General features: G+C 54.5%; 17 protein-coding genes. All 17 read right to left on the bottom strand.

The annotated features are described in order from the left end of the window. Positions 1-7: 7 nt before the first annotated feature. Entirely contained in the window at positions 8-940 is a 933-nt protein-coding gene (gene lpxC, locus KIH26_RS11135; RefSeq protein ID WP_213445229.1) for a UDP-3-O-acyl-N-acetylglucosamine deacetylase, read from the bottom strand. A gap of 78 nt (positions 941-1,018) precedes the next feature. Then, positions 1,019-2,257: a cell division protein FtsZ gene (ftsZ, locus tag KIH26_RS11130; protein ID WP_213445227.1), complete on the bottom strand. Its 1,239-nt coding sequence runs from the start codon at positions 2,255-2,257 to the stop codon at positions 1,019-1,021. Between the two features lie 126 nt (positions 2,258-2,383). Next, entirely contained in the window at positions 2,384-3,613 is a 1,230-nt protein-coding gene (gene ftsA, locus KIH26_RS11125) for a cell division protein FtsA (protein WP_213445225.1), read from the bottom strand. Positions 3,614-3,622: 9 nt separating this feature from the next. Next, positions 3,623-4,438 carry a cell division protein FtsQ/DivIB gene (locus tag KIH26_RS11120; RefSeq protein WP_249661167.1) on the bottom strand — a complete coding sequence of 272 codons (816 nt, stop codon included), beginning with the start codon at positions 4,436-4,438 and terminating at the stop codon, positions 3,623-3,625. 14 nt (positions 4,439-4,452) lie between these two features. Further along, the gene (locus KIH26_RS11115) at positions 4,453-5,391 is read right to left on the bottom strand and encodes a D-alanine--D-alanine ligase (RefSeq protein WP_213445223.1); all 939 of its coding nucleotides are present in this window, start codon (positions 5,389-5,391) and stop codon (positions 4,453-4,455) included. A gap of 100 nt (positions 5,392-5,491) precedes the next feature. Beyond that, positions 5,492-6,892 (bottom strand): UDP-N-acetylmuramate--L-alanine ligase, encoded by a 1,401-nt coding sequence (gene murC, locus KIH26_RS11110; RefSeq protein ID WP_213445221.1) that lies wholly within the window; start codon positions 6,890-6,892, stop codon positions 5,492-5,494. A 1-nt stretch (position 6,893) separates the two neighbouring features. Then, positions 6,894-7,955: an undecaprenyldiphospho-muramoylpentapeptide beta-N-acetylglucosaminyltransferase gene (murG, locus tag KIH26_RS11105; RefSeq protein WP_213445219.1), complete on the bottom strand. Its 1,062-nt coding sequence runs from the start codon at positions 7,953-7,955 to the stop codon at positions 6,894-6,896. Beyond that, a complete protein-coding gene (gene ftsW / locus KIH26_RS11100; protein ID WP_213445218.1) occupies positions 7,952-9,214 on the bottom strand; it encodes a putative lipid II flippase FtsW in 1,263 nt (420 codons plus the stop codon). The genes murG and ftsW overlap by 4 nt, the downstream gene beginning before the upstream one ends. After that, positions 9,211-10,818 (bottom strand): UDP-N-acetylmuramoyl-L-alanine--D-glutamate ligase, encoded by a 1,608-nt coding sequence (gene murD / locus KIH26_RS11095; protein ID WP_349627869.1) that lies wholly within the window; start codon positions 10,816-10,818, stop codon positions 9,211-9,213. The genes ftsW and murD overlap by 4 nt, the downstream gene beginning before the upstream one ends. Positions 10,819-10,826: 8 nt before the next feature. Beyond that, positions 10,827-12,005 carry a phospho-N-acetylmuramoyl-pentapeptide-transferase gene (mraY, locus tag KIH26_RS11090; RefSeq protein WP_213445216.1) on the bottom strand — a complete coding sequence of 393 codons (1,179 nt, stop codon included), beginning with the start codon at positions 12,003-12,005 and terminating at the stop codon, positions 10,827-10,829. Beyond that, complete coding sequence (locus KIH26_RS11085; protein ID WP_213446005.1) at positions 11,995-13,419, bottom strand: UDP-N-acetylmuramoyl-tripeptide--D-alanyl-D-alanine ligase; 1,425 nt, start codon at positions 13,417-13,419, stop codon at positions 11,995-11,997. The genes mraY and KIH26_RS11085 overlap by 11 nt, the downstream gene beginning before the upstream one ends. A gap of 2 nt (positions 13,420-13,421) precedes the next feature. Beyond that, the gene (locus KIH26_RS11080; protein ID WP_213445214.1) at positions 13,422-14,933 is read right to left on the bottom strand and encodes a UDP-N-acetylmuramoyl-L-alanyl-D-glutamate--2,6-diaminopimelate ligase; all 1,512 of its coding nucleotides are present in this window, start codon (positions 14,931-14,933) and stop codon (positions 13,422-13,424) included. Next, positions 14,933-16,693: a peptidoglycan D,D-transpeptidase FtsI family protein gene (locus KIH26_RS11075; RefSeq protein WP_213445213.1), complete on the bottom strand. Its 1,761-nt coding sequence runs from the start codon at positions 16,691-16,693 to the stop codon at positions 14,933-14,935. Before KIH26_RS11075 ends, KIH26_RS11080 begins: the two co-directional genes overlap by 1 nt. Then, a complete protein-coding gene (ftsL, locus tag KIH26_RS11070; protein ID WP_213445211.1) occupies positions 16,690-16,983 on the bottom strand; it encodes a cell division protein FtsL in 294 nt (97 codons plus the stop codon). The genes KIH26_RS11075 and ftsL overlap by 4 nt, the downstream gene beginning before the upstream one ends. Then, positions 16,980-17,918 (bottom strand): 16S rRNA (cytosine(1402)-N(4))-methyltransferase RsmH, encoded by a 939-nt coding sequence (rsmH, locus tag KIH26_RS11065; protein ID WP_213445209.1) that lies wholly within the window; start codon positions 17,916-17,918, stop codon positions 16,980-16,982. Before rsmH ends, ftsL begins: the two co-directional genes overlap by 4 nt. An 11-nt stretch (positions 17,919-17,929) precedes the next feature. Next, on the bottom strand, positions 17,930-18,370 hold the full coding sequence (gene mraZ / locus KIH26_RS11060) for a division/cell wall cluster transcriptional repressor MraZ (protein ID WP_213445207.1): 441 nt from the start codon (positions 18,368-18,370) through the stop codon (positions 17,930-17,932). A 285-nt stretch (positions 18,371-18,655) separates the two neighbouring features. Continuing rightward, a complete protein-coding gene (locus KIH26_RS11055) occupies positions 18,656-19,267 on the bottom strand; it encodes a TetR/AcrR family transcriptional regulator (protein WP_213445205.1) in 612 nt (203 codons plus the stop codon). Between the last annotated feature and the right edge of the window lie 8 nt (positions 19,268-19,275).

Below are 19,275 nucleotides of genomic sequence, written 5' to 3'. Positions count from 1 at the left end.
GATTGCCCTACCATGCGGGAAGCATCTGCGAAAAGCCAAGAGGAGCGCGGCGTTCATCATCAAAGCTGACGATTTCATAGGCATCAGGCTGAGAAAGTAATTCTCGCAAGAGCAAGTTATTCATCGCATGCCCGGAACGAAACGCAGAATAAGCCGCAAGCAGTGGTTTTCCAAGGCAATATAAATCGCCCATCGCATCTAGGATTTTGTGCTTGACGAATTCATCGTCATAGCGCAGGCCGCCGGCGTTGAGTACCTTGTAGTCGTCCATCACGATGGCGTTATCTAGGCCACCGCCTAAACCAAGGCCTTTGGCGCGCAGTGTTTCCACATCTTTGGTGAAGCCGAACGTGCGCGCACGAGCAATATCTCTAGCATAGTTGCCGATTGAAAGATCGAACTCAACAGCTTGGCCAGTAGCATCCACCGCTGGATGGCCAAACTCGATTTCAAAGCTTAGCTTGAAGCCTTCAAACGGCGACAAGCGCGCCCACTTGGTATTCTCGCCTTCGCCTTGCCTGACTTCCACCTCTTTCAGCACACGCACAAATCTTTTGGGCAACTGCTGCGTCACCACACCCGCGCTTTGCAATAGAAAAACGAATGATGCAGATGAGCCATCCAAAATCGGCACTTCTTCTGCTGTGATGTCTATATATAGGTTATCGATGCCCAATCCAGAGCAGGCAGATAGCAAATGTTCAATGGTTTGGACGCGTGCCTGAGGTTGGGCGGGTGCACTGATGCTGGTAGCCATACGCGTGTCCGTGACCGACATGCTGCTGACTGGGATATCGACAGGCTCAGGCAAGTCCACTCGGCGGAACACGATTCCCGTATCCGCCTCTGCAGGCCGCAGGCTCAACTCAACACGCTGCCCGCCATGCACACCCACACCAGTGGCTTTTACGAGAGATTTAATGGTTCTTTGTAACAACACGAGTCAATTCTATTAGACAAAAAGCACTAAGGCGCGAAGGGTTTCCCCTCCGCGCCCTGTGCACTTTACAGCGGCGAATCAGTCAGCTTGCTTGCGAAGAAAGGCTGGAATCTCCAAATCGTCCATGCCGCCTGCAGACAAAGCATCCACCTTAGCCGTGGCTTGCGTGCGATTGGTGCGCCAAACACTGGGGATATCCACACCACCATAACCACTCGGCTGAGCAGCGCCTATGCCAGCGCCAGCCACAGGGGTTTGCCCGACCACATGATTCACCGTCGGAATCATGGGCGCGCCGAAAGCATCGTCTGTGCCCGTGCGCACCACTTGCATCGGAGGCGCAGTGCGGCGAGCACCTTGGCGCGACAAGCCCGTTGCAACCACGGTCACACGGATGTTGTCACCCAAGTTGTCGTCATAGGCGGTGCCGTAGATCACATGCGCATCGGGCGATGCGTAAGCGCGAATCGTGTTCATTGCCAGCTTGGATTCAGAAAGTTTCAACGAGCCCTTTGCAGCCGTGATCAACACCAACACACCTTTTGCACCGGAAAGATCGATGCCTTCGAGCAATGGACAAGCCACAGCTTGCTCTGCAGCGATACGTGCACGATCTGGGCCATTGGCTGCGGCCGTGCCCATCATGGCTTTACCGGGCTCACCCATCACGGTGCGCACATCTTCAAAGTCCACGTTCACATGGCCAGGCACATTGATGATCTCAGCAATGCCGCCCACGGCATTCTTGAGCACATCATTGGCATGAGCAAACGCCTCGTCTTGCGACACATCATCGCCCAGCACCTCGAGCAATTTCTCGTTGAGTACCACGATGAGTGAATCGACATTGGCTTCGAGTTCAGACAAACCTGCATCCGCATTGGTCATGCGACGCGCGCCTTCAAACTCAAAAGGTTTGGTGACCACACCCACGGTGAGAATACCCATCTCACGCGCGACCTTGGCGATCACAGGTGCAGCGCCTGTACCTGTGCCGCCGCCCATGCCAGCTGTGATGAAGAGCATGTGCGCGCCATCAATTGCACTACGGATTTCATCTTCTGCGCTGTGAGCACAATCGCGGCCTTTGTCTGGCTTACTGCCAGCGCCTAGGCCAGATGTTCCGAGCTGAATCGTCTTGTGCGCCGCGCTGCGAGCCAGAGCTTGCGCATCAGTGTTAGCCGCAACAAACTCCACGCCCTGCACGCCGCAAGAGATCATGTGTTCCACGGCATTACCGCCACCACCACCGACGCCGATCACTTTGATCTGTGTACCTTGGTTGAATTCTTCGACTTCAATCATTTCAATGCCCATGTTCAATCTCCTTCAGTGCTGTGTTAATCAATATATGTGTTGGTTTGGTGCAGGCGACCCAGCCGGGGCCTGCACCAGGCAGGCGTGGTGGGCTGGCGCCCTTGAGATAAAGTTTGCGGAACATCTTTAAAAATTCCCCACCACAAAATCTTTAAAGCGAGAGAAGGCGGTAGATACCGAGCCGCTTTTTTGCGCTACCTTGTAGCCTCGCATGCGAGCCATCCGCGCTTCTTCAAGCAAGCCCATCACCGTAGCTGCGCGCGGCTGTGACACCATATCTGCCAAGGCCGCGCTGTATTGCGGCAGACCCCGGCGCACAGGCTTCAAGAAAATATCTTCACCCAGCTCCAGCATCCCAGGCATGACCGAGCTACCGCCGGTAATCACGATGCCTGAAGACAAGACTTCTTCATAGCCCGATTCACGAATCACCTGCAGCACGAGCTGATAAATCTCTTCCACACGCGGCTCAATCACGCCAGCGAGTGCTTGCTTGCCCAGCATACGCGGTCCACGATCACCCAAGCCAGGCACTTCCACCTGAGCCTGGGGATCAGCCAGCAATTGCTTGGCGCAGCCACTTTCGACCTTGATCTCTTCAGCGTCTTTCGTTGGTGTACGCAATGCCATCGCGATGTCGCTCGTGATCAAATCGCCTGCAATCGGAATCACGGCAGTGTGACGAATCGCGCCACCTGTGAAGATCGCCACATCGGTCGTACCTGCACCGATATCGACCATGGCCACACCCAGATCTTTTTCATCTTCGGTGAGAACAGCTTTACTTGAAGCATGTGGGTTGAGCATCAGTTGCTCAACTTCCAAACCGCAGCGACGCACGCATTTGATGATGTTTTCAGCAGCACTCTGAGCACCCGTCACCAAGTGAATTTTGGCTTCTAAACGAATGCCGCTCATGCCAATGGGTTCGCGCACGTCTTGCCCATCAATCACAAATTCTTGCGGCTCAACCAAGAGCAAGCGCTGATCGGTGGAGATGTTGATGGCCTTGGCCGTCTCCACTACGCGCGCCACATCGGCAGAAGACACTTCACGGTCTTTCACCGCCACCATGCCGCTCGAATTGATGCCGCGAATGTGGCTGCCTGTGATACCGGTGTACACGCGGCTGATCTTGCAATCGGCCATCAACTCGGCTTCTTTGAGCGCCTGCTGAATGCTTTGCACCGTGGCATCGATATTCACCACCACACCACGCTTCAAACCATTCCCAGGCGCAACACCCAAGCCAGCAAGTTTTAACTCACCGCCAGCCAACACCTCAGCCACCACGGCCATCACCTTGGATGTACCGATATCCAAACCCACAACGAGATCTTTGTATTCTTTTGCCATCTTTGCCTCTTATTTCTTCTCGACTGCCGCTGCAGCCAATGTGGAGACACCACTCAAGCGGATGGCATAGCCTTCGCCGTTGCGCAAATCCACCGATTCCACGCGATCCAAGCCAGAGCGCTGATACGAGGCCAGCACTTGCTTGTGCGTTGCCAAAAACTTATCCACACGCGCCATCACTTCCGCTGGGCTGCCACGTCCTAGCTCCATTTGCGTACCGCTGTCCAATTGCAAACGCCAGCCGTTACGTCCAGTGAGCTCCAGCTGCTCAATCACAGCGTCCATCGGTTGAAACGACTTGGACAGCTGCTGATACATGGTCAACACTTCCTTGGAAGCGCCCTCTGCACCCACAAAGCGCGGCAGCTCCTCGGCCTCTGTATCACCTGCATTGGCTTCAAACACTTCTCCCAAGTGATTAACCATGCGCGATTCACTGTCAGCACCCCAAAAGCCACTGCTGCGATGCTCTTCCAGAGTCACCCGTAAACGATTGGGAAACTCGCGGCGTACCGTAGCCTTGCGCACCCAAGGCACTGCCTCAAACACACCGCGCGCCTGCGCCAAATCCAGCGTGAAGAAATTGCCGCTGATACGACCACCCACATTCGCTTTGAGCGTGATCGCGTTGTGATGTGAGGTATCGCCTTCCACCACAATTTTCGAAATCGCAAACATCGGCTGCGCCAGCGCCCAGCGCACCGCAAGCCCCAAACTCACTACACAGGCTGCGGCACCCAGCATGAGAGCGGCGATGTTCATCAGGCGCACATCCATCGGCGCAGCGATTTCAGGTGCGCTCATGGATGACCAGTTGGATGACATGTTTGTGGCCATACTCATGTGCGCGCCCCATCCAGCGTGGCCGTGGAAAGCACATCTTCGCAAAGCTGCTCATAACTGATACCTGCAGCACGTGCAGACATTGGCACCAGCGAATGACTCGTCATGCCCGGAGACGTGTTGATTTCCAGCAAATAAGGCTTACGCGTTTTGGCATCAATCATCACATCAGCGCGCGCCCAGCCTCGGCAGCCTAAGCTGCGATAGGCCTTGAGCACAAGCGCCTGTATCACCTCTTCCTCGCCTTTGGGCAATCCGCAAGGCACAAGATATTTTGTCTCTTCACCAAAGTACTTGTTGTGATAGTCGTAATTGCCATCAGGCGCAACAATGCGGATCACCGGGAGAGCACGCGCTTCAGTACCCGTGCCAAGCACTGGGCAAGTCACTTCATCGCCCGAAATAAACTGCTCACACAACACCAAATCATCATGCTTGGCAGCCAATGCATAAGCTGCATCGCACTGGCTCATTTCAGTCACTTTTGCCAAACCGATGGTCGATCCCTCACGCGCAGGCTTCACGATCATGGGACTGCCCAGCTCTTTGAGTGCCTGAGCAGTTTCAGAGCCGCTGCGCACCATGCGCCAATCCGGCGTAGGCAAACCTTCAAAGCGCCAAATGCGCTTGGTCATGATTTTGTCAATCGCTACGCTGGAGGCCATCACGCCTGAGCCGGTGTAGGGAATGCCCAGCAATTCAAGAGCACCCTGCACTGTGCCATCTTCACCATGACGGCCATGCAAAGCGATAAAACAGCGCGCGAAACCTTCTTTTTTGAGCTCAGCGAGATCCCGCTCAGCAGGATCGAAAGCATGCGCGTCGATACCGCGCGAAGTCAAAGCCGCCAACACGCCCTTGCCGGACATGAGCGAGACTTCTCTCTCTGAGGAGGAGCCCCCGAACAACACTGCGACTTTTCCGAATTTGCTCATCTTTTTAAAGTGCCATTCACGACGATTATTACGCAATTTGCTCCTAATTTCGTAGCATTTTGCATTTTCATGGGTATTTCTGTGGTGTTTTTGCTATTATTTACGTAGCAGCCAGTTTGCCGGGTACTGCGCCAATTGACCCAGCGCCCATACAAATCACAACATCGCCATGTCGTGCGGCATCCCACACAGCCTGTGGCATCGCCTCAATATCGTCGACAAATACTGGTTCCACCTTGCCCGCTACACGCAATGCGCGCGCCAAGGCTCGCCCATCCGCAGCAACAATCGGTGCCTCGCCGGCGGCATACACTTCGCTGAGCAACACCAAATCGGCATCCCCAAGCACTTTCACAAAATCTTCAAAGCAATCGCGCGTGCGGCTGTAGCGATGCGGCTGGAAAGCCAGCAAGATGCGCTGACCTGGGAATGCGCCACGCGCTGCAGCCAACGTAGCAGCCATCTCCACAGGGTGGTGGCCGTAATCGTCGATCACCCTGAAGCTACCACCGCCGTTTTCGGGCTTCACCGCCACATCGCCATAGCTCTGAAAGCGCCGCCCCACACCTTTAAAGTCTGCAAGAGCCTTCTGAATCGCTGCGTCAGGGACATCTAACTCGGTGGCAATCGCGATCGCAGCCAAGGCATTGCGCACATTGTGATCGCCGGGCAGATTGAGCGTGATCGCCAGATCAGGCATCGTCACGCCATTGCGGCGCTGTACTGTAAATTGCATTTGCCCATGGGCTGGCTGCACATTGATCGCTCGTACTTGAGCACCTTCGTTGAGTCCATAGGTCGTGATCGGGCGAGCCACTTGGCTCAAAATACTTTGCACACCGGGATCGTCTGAGCACAAAACTGCTGCGCCATAAAACGGCATGCGATGCAGGAAATCCACGAATGCGGCTTTGAGCTTATCCAGGCTCTGGCCGTAAGTGTCCATGTGATCGGCATCGATATTGGTGATGGTTGCCATCACGGGCAGCAGATTCAAAAACGAAGCATCCGATTCATCGGCTTCCACCACGATGAATTGACCAGAGCCGAGCTTGGCGTTTGCGCCTGCACTGTTGAGCCTGCCGCCGATCACAAAGGTGGGGTCCAGCCCGGCTTCTGCCAGTACGCTGGCCACCAGAGAAGTCGTCGTCGTCTTGCCATGCGTGCCAGCAATCGCAATACCTTGCTTCATACGCATCAGCTCAGCCAGCATCACGGCACGCGGCACGATGGGAATGCGCTTCTCGCGTGCAGCAATCACTTCCGGGTTGTCTTCTTTGACAGCTGTGGATGTGACGATGCAATCCGCATCTGCAATATTGGCAGCGGTATGGCCAACTGCAGTGTGAATGCCCAAAGCCTTCAACCGCTGCAATACTGCGCCATCACTCAAATCCGAGCCAGAGATTTTGTAGCCGAGATTTTGTAGGACTTCGGCAATGCCGCTCATGCCCGCACCACCAATACCTACAAAGTGGATGTGTCGAATTGCGTGTTTCATATTATTTTTTTCCTAAAGCTTCACAAGCCTGCACCACCTTCTCTGTGGCATCGATTTTTCGTAAAGAATAGGCCTTTTGGCGGTACAGAACCTGCGCGGAATGCTCATCTTTTGATAGTAATTGCACGATGCGATCTACCGTCAACTCAGGCTGCGGTACGAGAACTGCTGCACCTTGATCGCTCAAAAATTTGGCATTCGTGGTTTGGTGATCGTCCACAGCAAAGGGGAAAGGCACAAACACTGCTGCTGCGCCAACTGCAGCGATTTCGCTCACCGTGGATGCGCCAGCACGACAAATCACTAAATCTGCATCTGCAAAAGCCTGAGCCGTATCCACAATAAAAGGCATGAGCTCAGCTTGCACGCCAGCGGTAGCGTAATTGGTGCGCAGCGCATCAATCTGCTTTTCACCACCTTGGTGAATCACCTGTGGGCGCTCGGACTCAGGAATCTTGGCCAAAGCTTGAGGGATCACTTCATTCAAAGCCTTCGCGCCCAAACTGCCACCCACAACGAGCAACTTCATCGGCCCCATCCTGTTTGCAAAGCGTTGCTCTGGTGGCGCTTGCTCCAGAAATTCTTTGCGCAAAGGATTACCGATCCACTCGCCCTTCTTGAACACGCCAGGGAAAGTCGTGAACACACGATCCGCCACTTCAGCGAGCACCTTATTGGCCATACCCGCTACAGAATTTTGCTCGTGCAAGATCAAAGGCTTGCCCAACAACACAGCCATCATGCCCGCCGGAAAAGTGATGTAGCCACCCAAGCCCACCACCACATCCGGTTTCACTCGGCGCACCACGCCAATACTTTGCCAAAACGCCTTGAGCAAACGCAGAGGCAGCAAGGCCAAGGTCACCAAACCTTTGCCGCGCACACCAGAAAAATCAATCTGCTCAAAGCTAAAGCCACGCGGCGGCACAAGGCGAGATTCCATGCTGTCTGGCCCGCCCAGCCAATGCACCTTCCAGCCTTTCTCACGCAAAGCTTCAGCGACTGCCAAGCCTGGAAAGATGTGTCCACCTGTACCGCCTGCCATCACGAGAGCCGTCTTCATGCGCGACCTCCACGCATCAGTTCTTTGTTCTCGTAATCGATTCTTAACACAACAGCCAGAGCAATCAAATTCATCAAAATCGCCGATCCGCCATAACTCATGAGGGGTAGCGTCAAACCTTTGGTCGGCAGAGCGCCCAGGTTCACACCCATGTTGATAAACGCTTGGAAGCCAATCCAAATGCCCACGCCTTGCGCAACAAGACCTGCGAACACACGATCCAATGCGATCGCCTGTCGGCCAATATGCATGATGCGGCGTGTCAACCAGAAGAACAGACCAATGATGGCAACGACACCGATCAGACCGAATTCCTCGCCGATCACCGCTAGCAAGAAATCTGTGTGGGCCTCAGGCAGCCAATGCAGCTTCTCTACGCTGCCACCCAAACCTACACCAAAGATCTCACCGCGCCCAATCGCAATCAGCGCGTGGGAGAGTTGGTAGCCTTTACCCAGTGCATGTTTTTCATCCCAGGGATTGAGGTACGCAAAAATCCGCTCACGCCGCCAATCGGAAAACCACACCATCATCACGAAAGCGAGCACCACCACGGCAGCAATCAGAAAGAACATGCGTGCGTTCACACCACCAAGAAACAAAATCCCCATAGCGATCACGGCGATCACCATGAATGCCCCCATGTCTGGCTCAGCCAAAAGCAGCAAACCCACCACACCAATAGCAACTGCCATGGGCAACACTGCGCGGAAGAAACGCTCTTTCACTTCCATCTTGCGCACCATGTAATCCGCCGCATAAAGCAACACGGCAAACTTCGCCAACTCAGACGGCTGGAAATTCATGAAGCCCAAAGAAATCCAACGGCGCGCGCCATTGATCACCTTGCCAATACCCGGAATCAACACAGCGATCAAAAGCAGCAAAGACGCCACAAACAACCAGGGCGCAACTTTTTCCCACGTCTGCACGGGAATCTGAAACGCAAGTAAAGCCACGCTGACTGCAATCACAAGCGAGAACACATGTCGCATTAAAAAATGTGCGTGCGAATACTTTGCAAAACGCGGGTTATCAGGCAAAGCAATCGAGGCGGAATACACCATGATCAAGCCCCAAATCAACAAACTCACGATCACCCAAACCAAAGGCTTATCCACGCCCATCACACTCGCCGCACTGCGTGGTGTGCCGCCAATGCTGGTACGTACAGGTAATACATCGGATGCTGCCGAGCCCAAGCCACCCAAGCCACGCTTGAGACGTTGGAGCCAGCCAAGAGCCGCTGCTTCGCTCATGCGCCCTCCAGGATCGACACACCAGCATCGTCAGCCAGTTTCTTCACGGCATCTACATACACTTCCGCACGATGCTTGTAATCTTTGAACATGTCGAAGCTAGCGCAGGCTGGCGAAAGCAATACGGCATCGCCTGCATGCGCTATTTGCGCCGCTAGGCTCACAGCTTCTTCCATACTGCCTGCACCTTGTATGCGTACGCCAGAACCGGCCAAGGCTTGTTCGATCAAGGGCGCATCTCGGCCAATCAGAATCACAGCCCGCGCATACAGGGAAACGGGCTGTACTAAAGGAGAAAAATCCTGCCCTTTGCCTTCGCCGCCGAGAATCACCACGATCTTGCGCTCTGCGCCTAAACCGTTCAATGCGGCAGCAGTTGCGCCGACATTCGTACCTTTGCTGTCATCAAAATACTCCACATCGCGCACAATGCAAACCGGCTCGACACGATGCGGCTCACCGCGATATTCACGTAAGCCATACAGCATGGCTGACAGGCTGCAACCTGCAGCACTTGCTAAAGCCAAAGCAACCAGCGCATTGAGTGCATTGTGTCGCCCGCGAATACGCAGAGCATCTGCTGGCATAAATCGTTGCAGATGAATTTCCACTTCATCGCCTTTGCGGCGTTTCTGTGTCTCATCCGCTTCCAGTGCTTTCACCAGCCACGTCATACCACCTACAGTTTCAATGCCGTAGTCGCCGGGGCGCTGAGGCAAATCAGAGCCAAAGCTGATATCCGTGCGTTGTGGTTTGTTTTTGATGAGCGCTGGCCGCATAGCTACAACAGCCGTGTCATCACGATTGAGCAGCATGGGCGGCGCATCGATGCTGTGTGCACCGAAGATGCGAGCCTTGGCTGCACCATAAGCAGCCATATCGCCATGCCAATCGAGATGGTCTTGCGTGAGGTTGAGCACCACGCCCATCGTTGGCATGAAACCAGTTACGCCGTCCAACTGGAAGCTGGAAAGTTCCAACACCCACACTTGTGGCAAGGTCTGCGCATCCATATGCTGCGTCAAGGTATCGAGCAGTGTGGGGCCGATATTGCCTGCCACAGCAACCGTCTTACCTGAACGCGCCACCAGCTGTCCGGTGAGCGAAGTCACCGTTGTCTTGCCGTTCGTACCTGTGATTGCCAATATCTTCGGCTCGTAGGATGATTGTTGTGGCTCAATTGGTTCTGCCTCAGCATCTGTCTCTACTTCTGTTTCTTGAACCTCAGCCGTCGGTTCTGGTTCAGCTTGAGATGCAACTTTGAGACATTGCAAGCCCATCCAAAACAGATCCAACTCGCCCCACACCGGCAAACCTACTGCGCGAGCAGCTCCCAAAACAGGAGCAATTTGCGCAGGAGATAAACCTGGGCTGCGACACACAGCACGAATCTCTTTGCCTTCTATCAAATCGACAGAAAAGCTTGAGACCGCCTGAAACTGCACCTGAGGGCATTGCGCTTGCAGCTCGGCTAACCCAGGCGGCTGCTCACGCGTATCCACCACCTGCACCTGCGCACCATACCGAGCACACCAACGCGCCATGGCCAAGCCTGAGCTGCCTAAGCCCAAAATCAATACGGATAAATCTTTGAGTAGCTCCACTTGACTTCCTAGCGCAACTTCAAGGTGGACAAGCCCACGAGACAAAGTAGCATGGTGATGATCCAAAAGCGCACCACAACTTGCGTCTCTTTCCAGCCTGACTTTTCAAAGTGATGATGCAGTGGCGCCATCTTCAATATGCGACGACCTTCGCCGTATTTTTTCTTGGTGTATTTGAAGTAAGTCACTTGCAGCATCACCGAGAGAGCTTCCACCACAAAAATACCACCCATAATGGCCAACACGATTTCTTGGCGCACGATCACTGCAATCGTGCCCAATGCCCCGCCAAGCGCGAGAGCGCCTACATCGCCCATGAACACCTGTGCGGGATGTGTGTTAAACCACAAAAAGGCCAAGCCTGCGCCCGCCATCGCTGCGCAGAAAATCAGCAATTCACCTGCACCTGGGATATGCGGGAAGAACAGGTATTTGGAATACACCGCGCTGCCCGTCACATAGGCAAACACACCCAGCGCCGAACCCACCATCACCACTGGCATGATGGCCAAACCATCCAAGCCATCCGTCAAATTCACAGCATTGCTTGATCCGACAATCACCAGATACGTCATGATCACAAAACCAAACACGCCCAGCGGGTAGCTGATCTCCTTAAAGAATGGCACCATCAGGCCAGCCTTAGGTGGAAGGTTCACATCAAAACCGGATTGCACCCAAGAGACAAACAACTGCAGTACACGCAAGTTATTGCTCTCAGAAATGCTGAACACAAGATACAGCGCTGCTACCAAACCAATCACAGACTGCCAAAGATATTTTTCTCGGCTGCGCATGCCCTCTGGATCTTTGTTCACCACTTTTCGCCAGTCATCAACCCAACCGATGGCACCAAAGCCCAAGGTGACGATCATCACAATCCAAACAAATCGGTTGGACCAATCAAACCAAAGTAAAGTTGAAATTGCAATCGAAATCAGAATCAACACACCGCCCATGGTGGGTGTACCGCTCTTGGCCAAATGCGTTTGCATCGCATATTCACGAATCGGCTGCCCGATCTTGAGTGAAGCCAAGTAACGAATGACCCATGGCCCAGCAAACAGGCCAATCAGCAGCGCCGTCATCGCAGCCATCACAGCGCGAAAGGTCAAATACTGAAAGACCCGAAAGAAACCAAATTCAGGCGATAGGCCTTGCAACCAGCCAGCCAAACTAAGCAGCATGTGCTGTCTCCTTGTTGTTATGTTGATCACTGTTTTGTTCGAATGCCGCAGCCTCTATGGCCTGCACGATGCGCTCCATCTTCATGAAACGCGAGCCCTTGACGAGTACGCTGCGGTAGTGTGATAGGTCAGTCAGCACCGCGCTTGATAAGGATTCGATCCCAGCAAAATGTCGTGCGCCTGGAAAAACCGCTGCACCATAGCGCATCAACTCACCCATGCACAGCAGCGTCTCAATGCCTCGCTCTGCGGCATATTCACCAATCTCTGCATGAAACTCCGGCCCTTGATCACCGACTTCGCCCATATCGCCCAGCACCAGAAGATGCGGCGCTGGTAGCTCCGCCAAGATATCGATCGCAGCGCGTACAGAGTCGGGGTTGGCGTTGTAGGTATCGTCAATCAGGTTGTAGGTTTTATTGCTCAAAGTCACTCGCAAGGCACGCGAGCGACCTTTCACCGCTTCAAAGGTTTCCAAGCCTTCGACGATGGTGGCCAGTGGCACGCCCGCGCCCAAAGCTGCGGCGCTCGCCGCCAAAGCATTCTTCACGTTGTGCCGCCCGGCAATACGCAGTTGGCAACTTGCCGAGCCCAGCGGTGTAGCCAATCGCACACGCCAAGAGGCCTCTAGCCATTCAGCTTGGCCTGTGACATCTGCTGGGATCGCACCACTGGAAAAACAAATTTGCTCGCGCTCACCGGCCAAGCCGCGCCATAACGCTGAATAAGCATCATCGGATGGAAACACAGCGACGCCATCGGCAGGCAAAGCACTGATCACGCTACCGTTTTCCTCCGCCACAGCTTCGACGGTGTGCATGAACTCTTGATGCTCGCGCTGCGCGTTGTTCACCACTGCCACCGTGGGCTGAGCCAAACTCGAGAGATACGCAATCTCGCCGGGATGATTCATACCCAGCTCGATCACGGCAATTTGATGGTTTGCTCGCAGGCGTAACAGCGTGAGCGGCACACCGATGTCATTGTTCAGATTACCTTGTGTTGCGAAACTGTGCTCTTTGCTCAGTGCTTTCAAGATACTTGCAATCATTTGCGTGACTGTCGTTTTGCCGTTGCTGCCCGTCACTGCGATCAATGGCAAATCAAATTGCGCACGCCAAGCAGCGGCTAATTCGCCCAAAGCGCGCTTCGCATCTGGCACGATCAAGCCAGGCAAGCCAGATTCTTCCAAGCCACGCTCGGCAATCGCTGCCGCTGCGCCCGCTGCGCGTGCTTGCGGTAAAAACTCATGTGCGTCAAAACGCTCGCCACGCAAAGCAACAAACAAATCACCAGCAGCCAAGGTGCGCGTATCAGTGTGCACACGGCTGATCTGTACGCTCTCATCTCCCACCAGTGCACAAGCGATATGACGGCTGATCAGGAAATCAGCGGCTTGGCGCAAACTCATCATGCTCATGCAGCTTCTCCTCGTGTGCGCAGCTCTAGTGCAGTTCGCGCTTCTTGTGTGTCTGAAAACGGATGCTTGATGCCAGCAATCTCTTGATAGTCTTCATGGCCTTTGCCAGCGATCAAAATCACATCTTCTTGTTGAGCTTGGCTAGCTGCCCAGCGAATGGCTTGCCGGCGATCCAACTCCTGCTGAATCTTTGAAGACGCGCCTGAAAAACCAGCCATCACTTGGCTTGCAATGCTTTGCGCTGACTCTTTGCGCGGGTTATCACTCGTCACGATGATTTGATCTGCACCATTTTGTACAGCTTGTGCCATCAAAGGACGCTTGAGCGGATCACGATTACCCCCACAGCCAAATACACACCAGAGCTTACCGCCGCGCGCTTGCGCCGTCGCACGCAAGGCAGATAGCGCTTTGGCAAGCGCATCAGGTGTGTGCGCGTAATCCACCACCATCAAGGGCTGATCATCTAGCACGATCAGCTCCATGCGCCCCGGCACGGCCGTGCAACGCGAGACAGCATGGCAAGCTGCGGTGAGGCCAACGCCTAAGCTAAGCAAAGCGCCAATCACGCCCAGCATATTCGCTGCATTGAAATCACCCACAACCGGGCAACTCACGCTTTGCTTTTGCCCTAAGTGCATCACGTCAAAGGCCATGCCTGTGGCTCGATGCTCTGGGGTGCTGCCGCAAAGCGTTGCATCCGTGCGGATCTGCGAGGTACTGATCACATTCAGGCCGCGCGATTTGCAATAAGCCATCAGTTCATCGCCTTTTGGATCATCCACATTGATCACAGCAGTTTCCAAACCGGGCATATCAAACAGCGCGCGCTTGGCGAGCCAGTAGTCTTCCATGTTGCCGTGATAGTCCAAATGGTCTTGGGTGAAATTCGTGAAAGCAGCCACTTTCACCTGCACGCCAGCCATGCGATGCTCGGCGATGCCGATGCTCGAAGCTTCCATCGCGCAAGCGCTCGCACCTGCATCACGCAAGCGTGCCAGCTCAGCTTGGAGCATCACAGGATCGGGCGTCGTCAAACCCGTAGAAACCATGTTTCCCGGTGTGCCAATACCCAAAGTGCCAATCAGACCGCAAGAATACTGCGCTGAGCGCTCATTTTTTCGTAGTGTATTCAGCGACTGTGCGATCCACCAAGCGCTGGATGTTTTGCCGTTCGTGCCAGTGACCGCGAGCACATCCAACGCTTTGCTCGGTTGCTCGTAATAAGCCGCAGCGATCAAGCCGCTGGCTGCTTTCAATCCACTCACTTGTGCAATACGAGCATCTTCAAAACCATAAGCCTGCACACCATCAGACTCCACTAAACAGCAAGATGCTCCTGCCTCAAGTGAAGTAACCACATACTGGCGACCATCCGTCGCCGCGCCCGGCCATGCGATGAAGGCATCGCCCGGCTTGATGCAGCGGCTATCTGTGTGCAGCGCGCCAGCGCCCACATGACTTTTAAGCCACTGCGCCGCCTGATCCACCGTTTCGAGTCGCATCATCAAAACGACTCCTCTTCCGCAGCAATCACGATTTGTGGCTTGATGGCCATATCGGGTTGCACACCCAGCATGCGCAAAGTTTGCGCTACGGTTTCAGAGAACACGGGAGCCGCGACTTCACCACCATAAAACTTGCCATTGCTCGGCTCATCCACCATCACCGCCACCACGATGCGTGGCTTGTCAATCGGTGCGAGGCCAACGAACCATGCGCGATACTTTTTATCCGCATAGCCTTTGCCTTCTTGCTTGCGCGCTGTGCCCGTCTTGCCGCCCACGGAGTAACCAATCGTCTGCGCTTGTGGTGCTGTGCCGCCTTGCGCTGTGGCCATTTGCAGCATCTTGCGCACAGCCTGCGCATTTTTCTCGCTCATGATGCGCACGCCGCCAATGGCTTCATCGGTCTTGGTCAGCGTCACAGGAATCAGCTCGCCGTCGCGTGCAAACACACTGTACGAGCGTGCGAGCTGAAAGAGCGAAGCGGAGAGGCCATAGCCATAGCTCATCGTGGCCTGCTCAATCGGCCGCCAGGTTTTGTAGGCACGCAGCTTGCCGCTCACCACACCGGGGAAAGGCAGCTGTGGCTTTTGCCCGAAGCCTGCCTGCGAATAAAACTCCCACATTTCTTTCGGTTCAGCACGCATGGCCATCTTCACCGTGCCCACGTTGCTCGATTTTTGGATGATTTCGTTCACCGTGAGCACGCCATGGGGATGCGCATCGGTGATCGTGGCTCCGGCAATCGTGATCTTGCCGGGGGCGGTTTGAATCTGCGTCTCAGGCGTCACCCATTTTTTCTCCAGTGCCAGGGCGGCAATGAAGGGCTTCATGGTGGAGCCGGGCTCGAAGGTATCTGTCACAGCGCGATTGCGCATTTGCGCAGGTGTGAGATTGCTGCGTTTGCCAGGCACATAGCTCGGGTAATTCGCCAGAGCGAGCACCTCGCCGGTTTGCACATCCAGCACCACCACGCTGCCTGCTTTGGCTTTGTGTTGCGTTACAGCATCTCGCAATTTTTGGTAGGCAAAAAACTGTACCTTGCTATCCACGGAGAGCTGAATATCTTTGCCATCTGTGGGCGAAACGGTGTCGCCCACATCTTCCACCACGCGACCCAAGCGATCTTTGATCACGCGGCGTGTGCCGTTCTTGCCGGCCAGCTGGCTGTTGAAAGCGAGCTCTACGCCTTCTTGGCCTTTGTCATCGGTATTCGTGAAGCCCACCACATGTGCCGCTGCTTCGCCTTCTGGATATTGGCGGCGGTATTCTTTGCGAGTGTAGATGCCCTTGATGCCGAGTGTGGCCACTTGCTGCGCGACACCTTCATCAATCTGGCGCTTGAGCCAAACGAAATTGGTGTCTTCTGCAAGCTTTGCCTTCAAATCAGCAAGCGGCATCTCCAGCAGCTTAGCCAGTTGCGCGAGCTTGACCTTGTCTTGCTCCACGTCTTCGGGAATCGCCCAAATGCTGGGCGATGGCACGCTGGAAGCGAGGATCAAACCATTGCGATCCAGAATACGACCACGGTTCGCAGGCAGCTCCAGCGTGCGCGAGAAGCGCACTTCGCCTTGGCGGATGTAGAAATCATTGTTCACGACCTGCACATAAGCAGCGCGCCCAGCCAAGCCTACAAAAGACAATGCCATGCAGGCCACAATGAATTTGCTGCGCCATACCGGCGTTTTGCTGGCAAGCAGTGGGCTGGCGCTGCCAGAGTAAGCCACGCTCTTCGTATTCAAAGGATTGGCGCGCCAGCTCATGGCTTAGTTCCTTCGACGGCATCAAGCTTAGGCAGCTTGACGTATTGCGTCACAGCGGGCGTGGCCGTGCGCATTTGCAATTGCTCTTTGGCGAGTCTCTCAACGCGCAGTGGCGTGGCTTGTGAGCGCTTGTCGACTTCCAAGCGCTCACGCTCGGTTTCCAACTTGCGTGAGAGGCTCTGCGCTTTTTCCACTTCGACAAACAAACGGCGCGATTGATACTGTATCTGCACGAGATACATCGCACTGGCAATCACCGCTACGAGCAGCACAAGGTTTAATCGCATCATGGTGCGTTTGTCCTTTGTGCAACACGCATGATCGCGCTACGCGAGCGTGGGTTCTCTGCCACCTCTTCGTCACTCGGCTTGATGCGCCCCAATGCTTCTAATTTCATAGCACTCTGCGCAGTATTCTTGCCGGCGATCATCCAATTCAGATCATCTCTTGCGACCACTTCTTTCGAATGCAGCGCAATGAACTGCTTCACGATGCGGTCTTCCAAGCTGTGAAAAGCGATCACCACGAGCCGCCCTCCGGGTGTGAGCACACGCAGGCTTTCCTGCAAGGCGATTTGCAAATCATCGAGTTCACGGTTGATGAAAATCCGTAGGGCTTGGAAGCTGCGCGTGGCTGGATGCTGGCCGCCTTCGCGCGTGCGCACCACGCCGGCGATGAGCTCGGCCAATTGCAAAGTGCGCTGCGGCGCTTGGCCTGCAGCAACCTTGGCCACAATGGCTTTAGCGATCTGGCGGGCAAAGCGTTCTTCACCATAGCCTTTGATCACTTCCTCGATCTCTTTTTCCGAAGCCGTTTCCAGCCATTGCGCCACGGTTTGGCCGCGCGTGCTGTCCATACGCATGTCGAGTGGGCCGTCGTTGCGAAAAGAAAAGCCGCGCGCTGGATCGTCGATCTGCGGGCTGCTGATGCCTAGATCCATTAAGATCCCTTGCGCACTGCCGCTTGGCAAATTCGCCAAGCCAGTGAAACTCTCGTGGCAAATCGCCAAGCGCGCATCTTGAGCTTGCATGCCTTGCGCGGTGGCAATCGCTTCTGGATCTTTGTCGAAGGCCGTCACCTTGCCTTGCGCACTCAGGCGCGAGAGCAATAAGCGTGTGTGGCCACCGCGCCCGAAGGTTGCGTCTACATAGTGACCATCTTGTGAAGTGAGGAGAGATTCGACTGCTTCGCTTAACAAGACGGTGGTGTGTTGCCATGTGTCCACCTGATGCCTCGTCAAAATACAAAGTCTTTAAAAGCTTCGGCGCTGGCTGATGAGCCCGCGCGAGCCAGATCCAGCGCCTCCTTGGCGGCATGCTTGGCCGGATCCCAAATCTCAAAATAATCCACCATGCCGAGCATCACTGCCTCGTTGCTCAATTCAGCGGCAGCGCGTAATTCAGGGGCGATCAACACACGGCCTGTGGCATCCATCTCGCAAGGCTGAGCATGGCCGATGTACAGGCGCTTGATCCACTGCAAATGCATGGGCACATGCGCGATTTTTGCGCTGAAGGTTTCCCAGGATTTCAAAGGAAACATCATCAAACCACCTTCGTGATTGCGCGTGACGATGAGCTTGCCTTCGCAGGCGGCCAGCAGCGCTTCGCGATGCCGCGTGGGCACGGCAAGCCGCCCCTTGGCATCCAAACTGAGTGCTGAAGCGCCGGTAAACATGTCTCTAGGCCGATGGAGTGATGAAAAACAAAAAAGCTCAGAGACAAAATACCTCTGAAAACCACTTTTATGCACTTTTCACCACTGTATCAGCATTCAAAGCATTTGCACATCTCCCGATGTAAAAAAACTTCAATGAAATCAAGTGCTTACGCCACTTCTTGAGAATGAAATTTTAATCAGTATTTAAGAAAAAAACTGATTGTTTTCAATCATTTAGAAGCGATTTGCAATGTGAAAATACAAACTACCCAGATGTATCAGAGCCTACTCAAACCGATCCACTCAGCCCTGAAATCCGCGCTCCAGCGTCTGTATCACTTGCTTCGCAAAATCCGCATAGCTGATCGGGCCGCCGGGGCGAAGCCAAGTAAATGTCCAATTGATCATGCCCATCAGCATCATGGTGAGCGCGGTTTGGTTCGCATCATTCAAGCGCTGCGGATAGGCACGGCGCAAGAAGCGTGTGAAGGCGCTCACGATATCCCGCTGGCGCTGCACGATGATCTTGCGCTGCGAGGGATGAACTGCATCGTTCAAAAACTTCGTGTCATTCAGCAGTGCCACATGCTTGGCTGCCGAGTTTTCATACTCGATCAAGAAAGCTTCAATCAGCGCATGCAAAGCTGCACGATCATCCAATTTTCGGCGCTGCGCCTGCGCTTCTGTCTCGCCGATGATCGCTAGCAAGCGCTGCGTGTAGCGATCCAGCAAATCAAACAGCAGCGCCTCTTTGCTCTCGTAGTAATGATAAATCCGCGCCTTGCTCGTGCCCAGCCGCGCAGCTACTTCTTGCATGCTCGCAGCAGGATAGCTCAGCTCTGCAAAGCAAGCTGCCGCCGCATCGAGAATCTCGTCGCGCTTCAAATGATGATCAGCAGATTTAGGGCGTGCCATGTGCTTGT

The organism is Variovorax sp. PCZ-1, from assembly GCF_018413605.1.
Lineage (GTDB): Bacteria > Pseudomonadota > Gammaproteobacteria > Burkholderiales > Burkholderiaceae_C > JANMDU01.
This window is presented reverse-complemented; position numbering and strand designations above follow the sequence as displayed.